Source organism: Pseudoroseicyclus tamaricis (assembly GCF_012070395.1).
Classification (GTDB): Bacteria; Pseudomonadota; Alphaproteobacteria; order Rhodobacterales; family Rhodobacteraceae; genus Pseudoroseicyclus_A; species Pseudoroseicyclus_A tamaricis.
This window is the reverse complement of the sequence record NZ_JAAFYS010000002.1, coordinates 345324-360867: the sequence shown is the minus strand read 5'-3', so window position 1 is coordinate 360867 and position 15544 is coordinate 345324. Positions and strand designations below refer to the sequence as shown.

Annotated in this window: 17 protein-coding genes; 10 read left to right on the top strand and 7 right to left on the bottom strand. The window is 70.8% G+C overall.

All coding sequences use genetic code 11. The features are described from left to right. Positions 1 to 9: 9 nt before the first annotated feature. The 3 genes from GY170_RS08100 to GY170_RS08090 form a co-directional block, all read right to left on the bottom strand. Positions 10 to 1203, bottom strand: a complete 1194-nt coding sequence (locus GY170_RS08100) for a branched-chain amino acid ABC transporter permease (protein ID WP_163891935.1) — start codon at positions 1201 to 1203, stop codon at positions 10 to 12. A gap of 3 nt (positions 1204 to 1206) precedes the next feature. Beyond that, positions 1207 to 2238, bottom strand: a complete 1032-nt coding sequence (locus GY170_RS08095; protein WP_163891933.1) for a branched-chain amino acid ABC transporter permease — start codon at positions 2236 to 2238, stop codon at positions 1207 to 1209. A 96-nt stretch (positions 2239 to 2334) separates the two neighbouring features. After that, complete coding sequence (locus GY170_RS08090; RefSeq protein ID WP_163891930.1) at positions 2335 to 3681, bottom strand: substrate-binding protein; 1347 nt, start codon at positions 3679 to 3681, stop codon at positions 2335 to 2337. A 233-nt stretch (positions 3682 to 3914) separates the two neighbouring features. Between GY170_RS08090 and GY170_RS08085 the strand changes: the two genes are divergently transcribed. From GY170_RS08085 to GY170_RS08065, 5 genes are all read left to right on the top strand, one after another. Continuing rightward, a complete protein-coding gene (locus GY170_RS08085; protein WP_163891927.1) occupies positions 3915 to 5198 on the top strand; it encodes a short-chain fatty acyl-CoA regulator family protein in 1284 nt (427 codons plus the stop codon). A gap of 156 nt (positions 5199 to 5354) precedes the next feature. Beyond that, entirely contained in the window at positions 5355 to 5723 is a 369-nt protein-coding gene (locus tag GY170_RS08080; RefSeq protein WP_163891924.1) for a response regulator transcription factor, read from the top strand. A gap of 4 nt (positions 5724 to 5727) precedes the next feature. Then, positions 5728 to 6018, top strand: coding sequence for a hypothetical protein (locus GY170_RS08075; protein ID WP_163891921.1), 291 nt, complete (start codon positions 5728 to 5730; stop codon positions 6016 to 6018). Continuing rightward, positions 6018 to 8696 (top strand): sensor histidine kinase, encoded by a 2679-nt coding sequence (locus GY170_RS08070; protein WP_163891918.1) that lies wholly within the window; start codon positions 6018 to 6020, stop codon positions 8694 to 8696. The genes GY170_RS08075 and GY170_RS08070 overlap by 1 nt, the downstream gene beginning before the upstream one ends. A 101-nt stretch (positions 8697 to 8797) precedes the next feature. After that, positions 8798 to 9925 carry a FliM/FliN family flagellar motor switch protein gene (locus tag GY170_RS08065; protein ID WP_163891914.1) on the top strand — a complete coding sequence of 376 codons (1128 nt, stop codon included), beginning with the start codon at positions 8798 to 8800 and terminating at the stop codon, positions 9923 to 9925. A gap of 16 nt (positions 9926 to 9941) precedes the next feature. Here GY170_RS08065 and GY170_RS08060 read toward each other — a convergent pair whose 3' ends face one another. Both GY170_RS08060 and GY170_RS08055 read right to left on the bottom strand, forming a co-directional pair. Further along, complete coding sequence (locus GY170_RS08060; RefSeq protein ID WP_163891911.1) at positions 9942 to 10355, bottom strand: protein tyrosine phosphatase family protein; 414 nt, start codon at positions 10353 to 10355, stop codon at positions 9942 to 9944. 101 nt (positions 10356 to 10456) lie between these two features. Next, positions 10457 to 10672 (bottom strand): hypothetical protein, encoded by a 216-nt coding sequence (locus tag GY170_RS08055; protein ID WP_163891908.1) that lies wholly within the window; start codon positions 10670 to 10672, stop codon positions 10457 to 10459. 145 nt (positions 10673 to 10817) lie between these two features. On the opposite strand from GY170_RS08055, the gene GY170_RS08050 reads away from it, so the two are divergent. Then, on the top strand, positions 10818 to 11105 hold the full coding sequence (locus GY170_RS08050; protein ID WP_163891905.1) for a DUF2312 domain-containing protein: 288 nt from the start codon (positions 10818 to 10820) through the stop codon (positions 11103 to 11105). 24 nt (positions 11106 to 11129) lie between these two features. Here the strand turns inward: GY170_RS08050 and GY170_RS08045 are convergent, their stop codons facing one another. Together GY170_RS08045 and GY170_RS08040 are read right to left on the bottom strand one after the other, a co-directional pair. Next, a complete protein-coding gene (locus GY170_RS08045; RefSeq protein ID WP_163891903.1) occupies positions 11130 to 11789 on the bottom strand; it encodes a DnaA/Hda family protein in 660 nt (219 codons plus the stop codon). A 13-nt stretch (positions 11790 to 11802) separates the two neighbouring features. Continuing rightward, positions 11803 to 12966: an AI-2E family transporter gene (locus GY170_RS08040; protein ID WP_163891900.1), complete on the bottom strand. Its 1164-nt coding sequence runs from the start codon at positions 12964 to 12966 to the stop codon at positions 11803 to 11805. 200 nt (positions 12967 to 13166) lie between these two features. Here GY170_RS08040 and GY170_RS08035 point away from each other — a divergent pair, with 200 nt between their 5' ends. From GY170_RS08035 to GY170_RS08020, 4 genes are all read left to right on the top strand, one after another. Further along, positions 13167 to 13538 carry a hypothetical protein gene (locus GY170_RS08035; protein WP_163891897.1) on the top strand — a complete coding sequence of 124 codons (372 nt, stop codon included), beginning with the start codon at positions 13167 to 13169 and terminating at the stop codon, positions 13536 to 13538. A gap of 108 nt (positions 13539 to 13646) precedes the next feature. Next, entirely contained in the window at positions 13647 to 14117 is a 471-nt protein-coding gene (locus GY170_RS08030; RefSeq protein WP_163891894.1) for a cupredoxin domain-containing protein, read from the top strand. Between the two features lie 61 nt (positions 14118 to 14178). Further along, positions 14179 to 14658 (top strand): DUF411 domain-containing protein, encoded by a 480-nt coding sequence (locus tag GY170_RS08025; protein WP_163891891.1) that lies wholly within the window; start codon positions 14179 to 14181, stop codon positions 14656 to 14658. Between the two features lie 152 nt (positions 14659 to 14810). Next, a complete protein-coding gene (locus GY170_RS08020) occupies positions 14811 to 15380 on the top strand; it encodes a putative glycolipid-binding domain-containing protein (protein WP_163891888.1) in 570 nt (189 codons plus the stop codon). Positions 15381 to 15544 lie beyond the last annotated feature (164 nt).

The following is a 15544-nucleotide window of genomic DNA, read 5'->3' as shown; positions in this document are numbered from 1 at the left end:
GCCTCGCTCCTATTCCGCGGGTTCTTTGGCGGCGCTGCGGCCGGGCTCGTCCTGCCCGCGGCGACGGCGGAGGGCGCGGCCGATGCGCTGGCCACCCTCCACGAGCCCGCCGGGCAGGAAGATGACGACGAGCATGAACATCAGGCCCAGCGTCAGGTGCCAGCCCTCGCCGACGAACTTCGAGGCGACCCAGACGAGGCCCGTCTCCAGCCCGTCGGGCAGGGCGGCGAACCAGGAGTGCAGGACGTTCTCGTTGATCTTGGAGAAGATGTTCTCGCAATATTTGATGAAGCCCGCGCCCAGCACCGGCCCGATCAGCGTGCCGGCGCCGCCGAGGATGGTCATCAGCACCACCTCGCCGGAGGCTGTCCACTGCATGCGCTCGGCGCCGGCCAGGGGGTCCATCGCCGCGAGCAGGCCGCCGGCGAGCCCGGCATAGGCGCCGGAGATGATGAAGGCCGTCAGCGCATAGGGGCGCGAGTTGAGGCCGGTGTAGCTGAGACGGTGGTTGTTGGACTTCACGGCCCGCAGCATCAGCCCGAAGGGCGAGCGGAAGATGCGGATCGAGATGTAGAAGGAGATCAGCATCAGGATGGCGCAGAAGTAATAGCCGACCGAGAAGTCGAAGGCCCAGGGCCCCAGCTCCAGCGTCTCCTTGGCGCGCATCTCCAGCCCGAAGAGGTGGGTGACGATCGGGTCCCCCTCGCCGCGCAGGTACTGCGGGTCCGAGGTGTAGACCTGCAGGCCCGTCTCGCCGTTGGTCAGCGGGGTGAGCACCGAATAGGCGAGGTTGTAGCTCATCTGCGCGAAGGCCAGCGTCAGGATCGAGAAGTAGATGCCTGAGCGCCGGAGCGAGATGAAGCCGATCAGCACCGAGAAGAGTGCGGCCACGACGATGGAGAGCAGCACCGCCGGGATGACGTTGAAGCTCAGCAGCTTGAACATCCAGACGGCGGCGTAGCTGCCGGCGCCGAGGAAGGCCGCGTGCCCGAATGACAGGTAGCCGGTCAGCCCGAAGAGGATGTTGAAGCCAATGGCGAAGATCCCGAAGATCACGAACCGCTGCATCAGGTCGGGGTAGCCGGCGTTGAACTGCGCCATGGCGCTGTTCGCCGGGAAGGGGTTGAGGATGATCGGGGCCGCCAGCGCCATGAAGGCGACGACGAGCAGGATGGTGGTATCGCGCTTGCCTATACCCAGCATGTCTTACTCCTCCATCACGCCGCGCCGGCCGAGCAGGCCCCGCGGCCTTGTCAGCAGGATGATGATGGCGACGAGGTAGATGATGATCTGGTCGATGCCCGGCAGGATGGCCTTCACCTCGTTCATCGAGGCAAAGCTCTGCACGATGCCGAGAAGGAACCCCGACAGCACCGCGCCGGGCAGGCTGCCCATGCCGCCGACGACGACCACGACGAAGGAGAGGACGAGGAAGTCCATCCCCATGTGGTAGTTGGGGCTGAGGATCGGCGTGTACATCACGCCCGCCAGCCCCGCGACGGCGGCGGCGATCCCGAACATCAGCGTGAAGCGCTTGTCGATGTCGATGCCGAGGAGGCCAACCGTCTCCCTGTCCGCCATGCCGGCGCGGACGACCATGCCGAAGGTGGTGAACTGCAGGAAGGCGAAGACCCCGCCGATGATGAGCAGCGAGAAGAGGAAGTAGACGAACCGCCAGACGGGGTAGAAGATCACGCCGGGGCCGAAGCCGAGCCAGACGCCGAAGTCGACCGAGCCGCGCAGCGCGTCGGGCGCGGGCGTGGGTATCGGATTGGCGCCGTAGAACTGGCGGATGATCTCCTGCAGCACGATGGCGAGGCCGAAGGTCACGAGGATCTGGTCGGCATGCGGGCGCTTGTAGAAGTGCTGGATAAGCCCGCGCTCCATGATCCAGCCGACGAGCATCATCACCGGGATCGCCAGCAGGATCGCCAGCGGCACCGACCAGGAGATCAGCGCCTGCCCGAGCTCGGGGCCGAACCAGGATTCCAGGTACGGCACCTCGACCTGCAGCGGGTTGCCGAGGAAGTCGGTCCGGCTCTCGTCGATCTCGGTGTGGGAGAGCTGCATGAGGCGCTGCACCGTGACGGCGCAGAAGGCGCCGATCATGAAGAGCGCGCCATGCGCGAAGTTGACGACGCCGAGCGTGCCGAAGATGAGCGTCAGCCCCAGCGCGATCAGCGCATAGGCCGAGCCCTTGTCCAGCCCGTTCAGGATCTGAAGGATGATTGCGTCCATGTCCCCCGCCTCATATGGCGCGGCCGCCCTCTTTCCGGGGCAGCCCCTCTGCGTTGCCGCGGGGACGGCCCGATGCCGCCCCCGCGTTCCGCGACATCACTCGCCCGGGTTGCACTCGCCGAGGTCGCCGCCGGCGAACATCGGGTGATCGGGCTCGTACATGACCTGCTCGACGGGGGTGACCTCGACGATCTCGAGGTTGTCGAACGGGGTCGTCGGGTTCTCGGCGCCCTTCATGACCAGCACGTCCTTGAAGCACTGGTGATCCTCGGCGCGGTAGAGCGTCGGCCCGTTGCCCATGCCGTCGAACTCGAAGCCCTCGAGGGCCTCGACCACGGCGCAGGGGTTGAACGAGCCGGCCCGGGTGACCGCATCGGCATAGAGCAGCGTCTGCACATAGCAGGTGTGCGCCGAGCCGGACGGCGGGAAGCCGTATTTCTCGCCGAACGAGCGGGTGAAGGCGGCGGTGCCCTCGTCCTGCAGCTGCCAGTTCCAGTTCATCGAACCGTAGACGCCCTTGATCGCCTCGCCGGCACCGGCGGCCATCAGCTCGGAGTAGAGCGGCACGATGATCTCGAAGTTGTTGCCGTTGACCTGCCGATCCCGCAGGCCGAACTGAACCGCTTGTGTCAGCGAGTTCACCATGTCCCCGCCATAGTGGTTGAGGATCAGCACGTCGGCGCCGGAATTCATCACCGGGGCGATGTAGGAGGAGAAATCCCCCGCGCCGACAGGCGTCAGCACCGTCTCGACCGTCTCCCAGCCGAGGGCCTCGGTGGCGGCAATCATCGATTCCTCCTGGGTCCAGCCCCAGGTGTAGTCGGCGGTCAGGTGATAGGCGCGGCGCTCGTTGCCATAGGCCTGCTCCAGCACGGGGCCCAGCGCGGCGCCCGACATGTAGCCGTTGAAGAAGTGGCGGAAGCCGTTGCGCTTCTTGTCCTTGCCCGTCGTGTCGTTGGAGTGGGTGAGGCCCGCCATGAAGATCACGCCGGCCTCCTGGCAGAGGCCCTGCACGGCGATGGCGACGCCCGAGGACGAGCCGCCGTTGATCATCACGGCGCCGTCCTTCTGGATCATCGACTGCGCCGTGGCGCGGGCGACGTCGGATTTCGTCTGCGTGTCGCCGGTGACGAACTCCACCCGCTTGCCCATGATGCCGGTGCCGTCCAGCACCTTGCTGGAGAAGGTGTTCAGCATGCCGCCGTCGCCTTCGCCGTTCAGGTGCTCGACAGCCAGCTGCTGGGCGCGCAGCTCGTCGAGGCCCTCCTCGGCATAGGCGCCGGTCTGCGGCACGTTGAAGCCGAGGGTGACGGTGGAGCCGGTGGGCTCGTTGGTGAAGGCGGCCGCGGACGAGCCTGTGAAGATCGTCGGAAGCGCCAGTCCGCCAGCCGTCACGGCTGTGGATTTCATCACGCCGCGTCGCGTGAAGTTGCGTGTGGTCATATGCTGTCTCTCCTCCCTTGTGGGGCTCGCCGGGCAGGGGCCTCCTCGCCTCCGCACCAGCGGGCGCACTGGTCTCAGTGCTGCCGGTATCATTGGCGGAGACCGAAAATTTCTCAACAAGCCTGCAGGACGAAAGGATTTATTTGTAAAGACGTGGACAGGCGGAGCGGTTAATCTGTCAACAAGTTTTCCCGCAGGTGCAGAAAGCCCCTGTTCCCGCTTGGAGATTCGCGATGGCCAGACGAGCGCTCACCGGCTCCCGCATCCGCCAGCGGCGGCTCGATCTCGGCCGCAGCCAGGCGGAGCTGGCGCGGGCGACGGGGATCTCCGGCTCCTACCTCAACCTGATCGAGCACAATCGCCGCAGCATCGGCGGCGCGCTCCTCAACAGCCTGGCGCGGGAGCTCGGCATCGACCCGGCGCTGCTGGCAGAGGGCGCCGGCAGCGAGATGGCCGATGCCCTGCGCGCCGCCGCCCGCACCCTGCCGGAGGCGGGGGCGGAGGAGGAGCGGGCGGAGGATCTGACCGGCCGCTTCCCCGGCTGGGCGCGCCTGATGGCGGCGCAGGCCGGCCGCATCGAGACGCTGGAGGAGCAGCTCGCCGCCCTGACCGACCGGCTGACGCATGATCCGGCGCTGGCCGCCTCGCTGCACGAAGTGATCTCCGCCGTCACCGCCATCCGCTCCACCGCCTCGATCCTCGCCTCGGGCGAGGCGCTGGATGCCGACTGGCAGGGCCGCTTTCACCGCAACATCTTCGAGGATGCCCAGCGCCTCGCGGCGGAGAGCCGGACGCTGGCGACCTATCTCGAAGGCCCGGGAGAGGCCGCCCTCCGCACGCCGTTCGACGAGCTGGAGGCGGCGCTGGAGCAGGTGGACCAGCATCTGCCGCTGCTGGAGGCCGGTGGCACCCCGGAGGAGGCGGTGGCGGCCATGCCCGGCCTCTCCCGCGCCACCCGTCCGCTGGCCCTTGCCTGGGCGCGCCGCTACGCCGCCGACGCCGCCGCCCTGCCGCTGGCGCGCTTCGGGCCGCAGGCGCTGGAGGCGGCGCATGAGCCGGGCGCGCTCATCGCCGAGACCGGCGCGCCGGCGCAGGTGGTCCTCCGCCGTCTCGCCTGCCTGCCACCCGCCGACGGACACCCCGCCTTCGGGCTGGCGATCTGCGATGCCGCCGGCGCGCTGACGCGCCTGCGCCCGCTGCCCGGCTTCTCGCTGCCCCGCTCCGGCGCCTGCCCGCTCTGGCCGCTCTACCAGGCGCTCGGCCAGCCCGGCCGGCCCCTCGCGGCGCGCGTCTCCCTCCCCGGGGAGCGGGCCCCGCCGCTCCTCGTCCACGCCGCCGCCGCGCCCGCCGCGCCCGCCGGCTTCGGCGCGCCGCCGCCGCTCACCTCCGTCATGCTCGTCCGCCCGGCGGCCGCCGACGGCCCGCAGCCCGCCCCCGTCGGGCCCGCTTGCCGCATCTGCCCCCGCGAGCGCTGCCCCGCCCGCCGCGAGCCCTCCCTCATGACCTCGACCCCCTGACGCCACGCCGAGAACCGGTACCCCTGTCCCTGGTCCCAACCAGCCCGGCGGGTCGCCAATGGCGCACTCCCAGACTGCGACCTTTTGACTTACCCCCCGTTCCCCGCAATAGTCGCGCAGCGCAGCCGGCGGGGAGACCGGCGCGGGGGGATCATTATGGCCAAGCGCGTCCTGCTGATCGAGGACGAGCCGAACATCATCGAGGCGATCAGTTTCATCCTGACGCGCGATGGCTGGACGGTGCACACCCATTCCGACGGCGAGACCGCCGCCGAGCGGGTCCGTGCGCATCCGCCCGACCTGCTCATCCTCGACGTCATGCTCCCCGGCCGCTCCGGCTTCGACATCCTGCGCGACCTGCGGGCGGGGGAGGGGACGGCGGCGCTGCCGGTGATGATGCTCACCGCCCGTGGCCAGACGAAGGACCGCGAGATGGCGATGCGCCTTGGGGCCACGCATTTCATGACCAAGCCCTTCTCGAACGCCGAGATCCTCGCCCACGTGCGCGACCTCGCGGGCGGGTAGGGCCATGGCGCGCGCTACCGCCCCGGTCTTCCTGGCGCGCGTCAGCTACAGGCGCCGCCGGCTGGCCGACGCGGCGCGGATGGTGCCCGTCCTCGGCTCGATCCTCTTCGTGCTGCCGCTCCTCTGGCCGGAGGGGGAGGCGGGCACGGCGGCGGGGCTGATCTACATCTTCGCCGTCTGGGCGCTGCTCATCGCCATCGCCCGCCTGCTGGCGCCATGGCTCGGCCGCAGCGGGGCGGCGGCGGAGGAGCTGGGCGAGGGCCGGGGCGAGGGGCGGGCAGAGGAGGGGCGCTGATGCCCCCGTTCAACGCCCTCGTCGCGGCGGCCATCGCCTACGTAGCCTTCCTCTTCGCCGTCGCCTTCGCGGCGGAGCGGCGGGCGGCGCGGGCGGGACGCAGCGCCTGGCTGCGCTCGCCGCTGGTCTACACGCTCTCCCTCTCCATCTACTGCACGGCGTGGACGTTCTACGGCGCCGTCGGCTACGCGGCGCGCTCGGGGCTGGAATACCTGACGATCTACCTCGGCCCCACCATCGTCATGACCGGCTGGTGGCTGATCCTCCGCAAGCTCGTCCGTGTCGGGCGGAGCCAGCGGATCACCTCGGTGGCCGATCTCATCTCCTCCCGCTTCGGCAAGTCCACCCCGCTCGGTGTGCTGGTGACGCTGCTGGCGGTGGTGGGTGTGACGCCCTACATCGCGCTGCAATTGCAGAGCATTACCCTCTCCTTCGCCGTCTTCGCGGAGAATGCCGGCGGCGAGGCGATGGATCTCGGCGGCGTGGCCCTCTGGACAGCGGCGGGCCTCGCGCTCTTCACCGTGCTGTTCGGCACCCGCAACCTTGATGCCAACGAGCGCCACCACGGCATCGTCATGGCCATCGCGGTGGAGGCAGTGGTCAAGCTCGGCGCGCTCATGGCGCTCGGCATCTTCGTCGTCTGGGGCATCGGCGGCGGCCTTGGGGCGACGCTGGAGGCCATCGACGCCTCGCCCATCGCCGAATGGCAGCAGGATCATGGCCGCTGGATCGGCCTGACCTTCCTCTCCGCCGCCGCCTTCCTGACGCTGCCGCGCATGTTCCAGGTGCTGGTGGTGGAGAATGCCGACGAGCGCCATCTCGCCACCGCCAGCTGGGCCTTCCCGGCCTACCTCGCCGCCATGTCGCTCTTCACGGTGCCCATCGCGGTCACCGGCCTCGCCATGCTGCCGGAAGGCTCGAACCCGGACATGTTCGTGCTGACGGTGCCGCTGGCGGAGCAGCAATACGGGCTGGCGACGCTCAGCTTCCTCGGCGGCTTCTCCTCGGCGACCTCCATGGTCATCGTCGCGACCATCGCGCTCTCGACCATGGTCTCCAACCACATCGCCCTGCCGCTCTGGCTGAGCCTGCGGCGCCCCGGCGCCACCGTCTCGGGCGACGTGCGGGCGCTGGTGCTGGTCGCCCGGCGGCTGGCCATCGCGGGGCTCCTGGCGCTCGGTTACCTCTACTACCGCCTCTCCGGCGGGGGGGAGGCGCTGGCGGCGATCGGCCTCATCTCCTTCGCCGGGGTCGCGCAGGTGCTTCCCGTCATGATCGGAGGCCTCTTCTGGCGGGGGGCGACCAAGGTCGGCGCCGGCGCCGGGCTCACCGCCGGCTTCGCGCTCTGGCTGTGGACGCTGTTCCTCCCCGGGCTCGGCACCGACGCGGCCATCCCGCTCTCGGTGATGGAGCAGGGGCCCTTCGGCCTCGGCTGGCTGCGGCCGCAGGCGCTCTTCGGGATAGAGGGGATCGACCCGATCCTGCATTGCACGCTCTGGTCGATGCTCTTCAACACCGGCCTCTTCATCCTCGGCTCCCTTCTGACCTTCCCGCAGCCCGTCGAGCGGCTGCAGGGGGCGCAGTTCGTCAACGTGTTCGAGCATGCCGCCGGCGCCACCACGTGGCGGCAGAGCGCCGCGCAGGCGGAGGATCTGCTCATCATGGCGCAGCGCATCGTCGGCGCGGCGGAGGCACAGGCGATCTTCCAGGGCGCGGCGGCGGCGCAGGGCAAGGCCGGCTACCTGCCGGACGTCACCCCCGAGTTCATCCAGGCGCTGGAGCGCGAGCTCTCCGGCTCCGTCGGCGCGGCGACGGCCCATGCGATGATGGGGCAGATGACGGAAGGCGTCTCCGTCTCGGTGGAGGATCTGATGGCCGTCGCCGACGAGGCGGCGCAGATCATGGAATATTCCGCCCGGCTCGAGGCGAAGTCCGACGAGCTGGAGCGCACGGCCCGCGCCCTGCGCGATGCCAACGCCAAGCTCACCTCCCTCTCGGCACAGAAAGATGCCTTCCTCGGCCAGATCAGCCACGAGCTGCGCACGCCGATGACCTCCATCCGCTCCTTCTCGGAGATCCTGCGCGAGGGCGGCGTCGGCCCGGAGGTGCAGAGCCGCTACGCCGCCATCATCTCGGAAGAGGCGGAGCGGCTGACGCGCCTGCTCGACGACCTCCTCGACCTCTCGGTGCTGGAGAACGGGCAGGTGGTGCTCAACCGCGCCGAGGCGCCGCTGCGGCGCACCATCGAGCGGGCTCTCGGCGCCGCCGGCAGCCGGGCGGAGGGGCTGCGCATCCTGCGCCGGCCGGGGGAGGAGGATATCCGCGTGATGACGGATCACGACCGGCTCGCGCAGGTCTTCATCAACCTCATCGCCAACGCCGGCAAATACTGCGATTCCGCCCGGCCGGAGCTGCGGATCGAGGCGCGGCGGGCCGGGGAGGCGGTGCTGATCGACTTCATCGACAACGGCACGGGAATCGCGCCCGAGCATGCCGGGCTGATCTTCGAGAAGTTCTCGCGCCTGTCGGACCATGCCCGCGCCGGCGGCGCCGGGCTCGGCCTCGCCATCTGCCGGGAGATCATGGAGCGCCTCGGAGGGCAGATCGCCTACCTTCCGGGGCAGGGGGGCGCCGCCTTCCGCGTGACATTGCCGGCCCGGCCCCTCGGCGGCGCCTGACGTCAACCTCGCCTTAAGCCACCTGCTCTAGCAAGCAGGCCGGTGGGGTGTGCCGCCCCCGAGGGATTGCGGACAGGATGTCGCAGACGGACGAGACGCCAATGCTCAGGCGCCTGGCGAGGCGCAGGGAGGTGCCGAAGGGGGAGTTTCCGCCCTCCGTCGCGCGCGTCCTGCGCCTGTCGATGGCGCGGGCCGCGGAGACAGCCATGGGCCTCTCCCTCGCCGTCCTCGGCGTCGGCGAGGAGCTGCTGGAGCTGGAGCCCGCGCTCGACACGCTGGGGGAGGACTGGCTGCTCATCGGCCTCTGCGGCCCCGATGGCATGATCTCAGGCCTTGCCGGGCTCGATGCCGAGAGCCGAGCCGCGGTGGTGGAGATGCAGACGCTCGGCGCCCTGCGCGCCCGCCCGGCGGAGCCGCGCCCCATCACGGCCACCGATGCGGCGCTGGCCATGCCCCTGATCGACGGCCTGATCGCCGATCTCGTGGAGACGGCGGGGGAAACGCCGCTGAACGGCTGGGCCGACGGCGCCTCCTGCCTGCGCCGGCTCTCCGGCGCGCAGGCGGCGCGACTGGTTCTGCCCGAGGGGCTCTACCGGCTGGCGCGGCTGACGCTGGATTTCGGCGGCGAGGGGCGGCAGGGGGCGCTGTTCCTCATGCTGCCCGCCGAAGGGCGGGAGGCTGCCGGCCAGCATGACAGCGGGCCGGAGTGGAACGCCACGCTGCGCAGCGCCGTCCTCTCCGCCCCGGCCGTGCTGACGGCGGTGCTGCACCGGATGCGGCTGACCTATGCCGACGTCGCAGCCTTCGAGGTGGGGCAGGTCCTGCCCTTGCCCGGCGTCACCGTCGGCTCGGTGCGGCTGGAAGGGGCGGACGGGCGGCTCCATGCCCGCGCCCGCCTCGGCCAGGCCTCCGGCCTGCGCGCCGTGCGAGTGGAGGAGCCGGCCCCGGCCGAGCTGCAGGATGCGCCGATGGCCGGCGCCCGGGCCGCGCCCGCCTCGCTGGCCTCCGGCCTGGCGCCGCCGCCCGGGGGCGCGTTCCCGGCGGCCCCCGGGGGCCTGCCCGGGCTGGGCGGAGGGGGCGATCTGCCGGGTGACGGCCTTGGCGGTCTCCCGCCCTTGCCGACCGCGGATGGGCCGGGCTTGGCGCCCCTGCCGGCGGCGGGTGAACCCGGTTTCGCGCCGGCCCCGATGAGCGTCTCGGGCCTCGGCGGCGAAGAAGAGGAGGGCTAGCGCGGGCGCCGGCGGCTCAGCCGCCGAACAGCGGGCGCATGGGCGAGAGGTCGTAGCCGGCGCGGGAGGTCCGATCGAGGATCTCGTCGGCCGACATCTCGCCGGCCTTGCCGATCGACCAGATCATCGAGCAGCGGGTGCCGGAGGCGCAGTAGGCCAGCGCCTTGCCCTCCGCCGAGGCGATGATAGAGGCCTGCTCCGCCGCCACGTCGGCCGTGATCGTCGGGCGCGTGACCGGCAGGTAATGGTAGCTCAGCCCGGCCGCCTCGGCGGCCTCGCGCATCGCCGGGCTCTGCAGCTCCGGCGGATTCTCTTCATCAGGCCGGTTGCAGATGACGGTGGTGAAGCCGTCGGCGGCCAAGGTCGCCATGTCCTCCGGCAGGATCTGCGGGGCGACGGCGTGGGTGTCTGTCAGATGGCGAATGTCCATGCCGACAGGGCTAGCGCGCCGCCGGGCCGCCGTCCATCCCCTTCGCGGGGGGAGGCGGGCAGGGGGCATCCCGCGGCCGGCGGCGATTCGCCCGAAAGCCCTCAGGCGAGGACGACGCCCACGACCACGAGGCAGAGCCCGAGGAAGGAGAAGAGGAAGGCGCCGATGTTGATCGGCACCAGGGGCTGCAGCCGGGCCCGCATCGCCTCGTCATCGAGCTTCGCCCGTCGGGCACCGAGGGCGCGCACGAGGCTGTAGAGGATGCCGGCGAGGCCGATGACGGCCATCGCGGCGCCGATCCAGACGAGGATGGCCATGGCGCTCTCCCGAAACTTCCGTTGCTGGCGCCGCCTAACCCGGGCCGGGCCCCGCTGGCAAGTCGGGGCCGCCGCGGCCCACTTGCGGCAGCGCCGCCGCGTCGCTAGTCAAGGGCTCCCCGATGCCCGCCAAGGAGCCTGACAGATGCAAGACGACGCCCCCGACGCCCCCGCCTCCTCCCCGGCCGGCGCGCCCTTGCAGGGCGGTGTCGCCGGCGCCGAACTGCGCGCCTTCGTCGAGCGCTACGAGCGCCTCGAGGCGGAGAAGAAGGACATCGCCGAAGGGCAGAAGGAGGTCATGGCCGAGGCCAAGGGCCGCGGCTACGACGTCAAGGTGCTGCGCAAGATCATCGCCCTGCGCAAGCGCGACAGCGACGACATCGCCGAGGAAGAGGCGGTGCTGGAGCTCTACAAGGCCGCGCTCGGCATGTGAGCCGGGCGGCCACGCCGGCCGCCCTCACCCCTCCAGAACCTCCCGCGCGAAGGGCAGCGTCAGGCTGCGCCCCTCCGCCAGCGCGGCCGCGTCCAGCCGGGCGACGGCCTGAGCTACCGCGGCATGAGAGCGCTCCAGCCGGCCCGAGAGCCATGGGATCAGCTCCGGCGGCGGGCGCAGCTGGCGGTCGGCGAAGTGCTTCAGAAGCAGGCCGAAGAGCAGCGCGTCGTCCGGCTCGGGGATGCGCAGCACGAAGGCCGCCTGCACCCTCGTCGCCAGATCGTTGAGCGTGATCGGCCAGTCGCGGGGCGGGACCTGCGCCGTCATCATCAGCCGCCCACCGGTGGCGGCGAGGTGGTTGTGCAGGTGAAAGAGCGGCTCCTGCCCCTCGGGGCGCAGGCCCCCCATGTCCTCCACCACCATCAGCGTGCCGTCCGGCGGCAGATCGGGCAGCGGGGCGAGGCGGGCGGCGGGGATGACCTGCGCGTCCGCGCCGGCCTCCAGCACCCGCGCGAGGTGGCTCTTGCCCGAGGCGGGCGGGCCGACGAGCGCCAGCTTGCCGGCGGGCCAGCGGGCGGGATCGGTCACCATCTCCCAAAGGGCGGCGTTGCTGTCGGAGAGAAAGAAGTTCTCCGCCCCCTGCGAGACGAGCCCGGGGAGGTGAAAGCTCAGCTGGCTCTGCATCAGGCCCGGCCCATCACTCGCGCCGCGACTCCACCGCCACGCGCGGATCGGAAGGGACATGCCCGGCCTCGACCTCGTCTGCCCGCGCCTCGGCCACCAGCTCACCGGGGTGCACGGGGGGCGCGGCGGAGACACCCATGTAGAGGAGCGACTTGCGGTATTGATCGACGAAGAAGCGCACGACGACGCCCATCGCCGCGGCCACCGGCACCGCCACCAGCATCCCCACGAAGCCGAAGAGCGCCCCGAAGACGGAGAGGGCGAGCAGCAGCCACACCGGGTGCAGCCCGACGGAGGAGCCGACGAGGTTGGGCGTCAGGATGTTGCCCTCGACGAACTGGCCGAGGACGAAGACCGCCGCCACGGCGCCGATCCACCACCATTCGCCCCAGAACTGGAAGAGCGCCACGCCGATGGAGAGCACCCCGCCCACCACCGCGCCGACGTAGGGGATGAAGGTGATCAGCCCGGCGAAGGCGCCGATGGCGAGGCCGAAGTTGAGGCCGAGCAGCATCAGCGCGATGGCATAGAAGCTGCCGAGGATCAGGCAGACGAGGCCCTGACCGCGGATGAAGGAGGCCAGCGTGCGGTCGATCTCCCGCGCCAGCGCGCGGACGGTGGGCGCATGGTCGAGCGGCAGCAGGTCGTTGACGCGGGCGACCATGCGGTCCCAGTCGATCAGCAGGTAGAAGGTGACGACGGGCACGATCACGACCAGCACCAGCAGGTTCACCAGCCCGGCGGCGGAGCTCATCACGCCCTGCAGCATCTCGCCGCCCCGCGCGGCGACCGTCTCTCCCAGCCCCCGCAGCTGCTCGCTGAGCTGCGACTCGCTGTCCGCGAGCTCGGGGAAGCGCGCCTCCACCCAGGCCTGCAGGCGGCCGAACATCTCCGGAGCCGTGGCGATGAGATCCCGCGTCTGGTCGATCAGCGTCCACATGAGGAGGACGAGCGCCGGCACGATGATGAGCACGGCGACGAGCGTGATGGTGACGACGGCGAGGATGCGGCTGAAGCCCAGCCGCTGCAGCCGGTCGGCGATGGGATCAAGGAGGTAGGCGATGGCCCCGGCCAGCACGAAGGGCAGGATGACATTGCCGAGCGCCCAGAGGAGCAGGAAGATGACGATTGCGCCGATCCCCCAGTAGATCAGCTGATTGCGAACGGGCAGCGCCACCTTCGGCCTCCTCACGACATCCGCCTTCAGCCTTGGAGCAACCGGGCCGGGCAATCAAGGCGGTTGCTGTGGAGCATTGCGGGGAAAAGCCGGGCGCTGTGCCCCGGCCACGGCACGCGCGCTGCGCCCTGGGGCGAACCCCGTGGATGTGATCCGCGGCGACTTGCGGGCGGGTGGGCCGCGCGGGTAGATCGATGGTCATGAGATCGCTGGTCCGCCTCCTGATGGCGCTCTGTCTCGCGCTCCTGCTGCCCGCCGCGGTCATGGCCGCGGCGCAGGCGGGCCACGGGCCGACGCGACATGCCTGCTGCGAGGGCGCGTCGCTGATGCCTCATCACGCCGATGCCGCGACGAAGGGCTCTCTTGCGGCGGCAGAAAGTCAGGGCGAGCCCGCCTGGGAACACCTGCACCTGTCCTGCGATCTGCACGCCTGCAACGGGATCGATGTGTCGCGGCTCGTCGCGGAGCGCCCCCTGCGCCTCACCAGAACAGTCTACGCCCCTGCCAGCCCCGCCGTATCGCCGCCGGCGCGCGCGGAACGACCTCTCCGGCCGCCGACACACCTCTCCTGACCCTCCAGGCCCTCGCCGGGGCCACGGCCCGCGCTGCTGCATGCACCGGGCTGTTCCCGGCGATCCCGTTTCGCGCCCGACCGAGGCGCAGTCCTTCAGGAGACCACAATGAAGACCCGCATCCTTGCAGCCGCCCTGGCCCTTGCCGCCAGCACCGCGTTCGCCGCCGGCCCGGACGACCATACCCATGACGACACCCACTCCGTCGGCCAGCCCGGCACGGCCGCCGAGGTCGACCGCGATATCGAGATCGACATGGTGGAGACCGCCGATGGTATGGGCTTCGAGCCCTCCGAGCTTACGGTCGAGGAGGGCGAGACGATCCGTTTCGCCGTGACCAACCGGGGCGATCTCGATCACGAGATCGTCCTCGGCACCGAAGAGGGCAACCTCGCCCACATGGAGGAGATGGCGCAAATGGGCCAGATGGATCACCGCGATCCCGACGCCCTGCGCCTCGCCCCCGGCGAGGCGGGCGAGCTCATCTGGACCTTCTCCAACGCCGGCACCTTCCAGTTCGCCTGCCTGATCCCCGGGCACATGGAGGCCGGCATGCAGGGCCCGATCACCGTCAATTGAGACCACGCCCCCGGGGGCCGGCTGGCCCGACCGCCGAGGGGCGGACGAAAGGAAACACACCATGATCAGGACATTCACCACACGCCGCGCCATCCTCTTCGGGGGCACCGCTTTGGCCGCCTCGGCGCTGCTGCCCCTCCGGGGCCGCGCCGCCGGGCCGGCGATCCACGTTCTGAAGGACCCCAACTGTGGCTGCTGCACCGCCTGGATCGAGATTCTCGAGCAGGAGGGCTTCGACGTGACCGTGGAGGCCGCCCGGGGGGCGACGCTGGCGCAGTACAAGACGCAGAATGGCATCCCCGTCGACATGATCTCCTGCCACACCGGCGAGATCGAGGGCTACATGATCGAGGGTCATGTCCCCGTCGCCGACATCCGGCGGCTGCTCGACGAGCGGCCGGAGGCCGTGGGACTCGCGGTGCCGGGCATGCCCTACGGCTCTCCGGGCATGGGGCCCGAGTCCCGGCGAGACGCCTACGACGTCCATCTCATTCTGCCGGATGGCTCGACCGAGGTGTTCACGCGCTACGACGCCGCCTGAGCAGGCCCGTCGATGATGCGGCCCCGGGCGACTCGCCCGGGGCGGCCCTGCGGGGCGAGAGGCCGGCCTCGGCTCGGCAGACCACGCCTTTGCACTTCCCGGGCGGCGCCTCTAGGCTCCGCTCGGGACATCCCCGGAAGGGAGAGGGCGCCATGGACAAGATCGTTCGCTGGCAGGACTGGAATGGCGCGGGGCTGGAGCATTGCGTCTGCCGGGAGACCGCGGACGGGCTGCTCCTCGAGGGCACCGTGGCGGGGACGCGCGGCGGGCTCTACGGCGGCCATTACCTCGTGCGGACGGATAGCCGCTTCGCCACCCGCGAATTGCGCGTCTCCTATGCCGGCGGGGCAGAGCTCTATGTGGAGACGGACGGGACAGGGCACTGGCATGACCGGCTGACGGGCAGGGCGCTGCCGGGGCTGGAGGGCTGCCTCGACGTCGACATCGGCATGACGCCGGCCACCAACATGCTGCCGATCCGCCGGCTCGGGCTGGCGGCGGGTGAGAGCCGCGAGATCGTCGTCGGCTACGTGCCGCTGCCCCACCAGATCGACGGCGCTTTCCTGCCGAGCCGCGCCGAGCAGCGCTACACCTGCCTCACTCCCGGGCAGAGCTACCGCTACGAGGGCCTCTTCCGCGGCTTCACCGCAGTGCTGGAGGTGGACGAGGCGGGCCTGGTGCTCGACTACCCGGAGACCTTTCGGCGCGTCGCAACCTCGTAGGGACGGGCCGGCGCCTTTGGCGCGCTCCCGGCGGGACGCACTGGATGCGTGCCCGGCACGCACCGCTCCGCCGGCCCCCGGCCGGGCGGCCGAGACACCCCTTGCCCTCCCGCCGCGCCCGCCGCTAAAGCTGCCGGGCACGTCTTCAAGGGGTCATTTCCGCC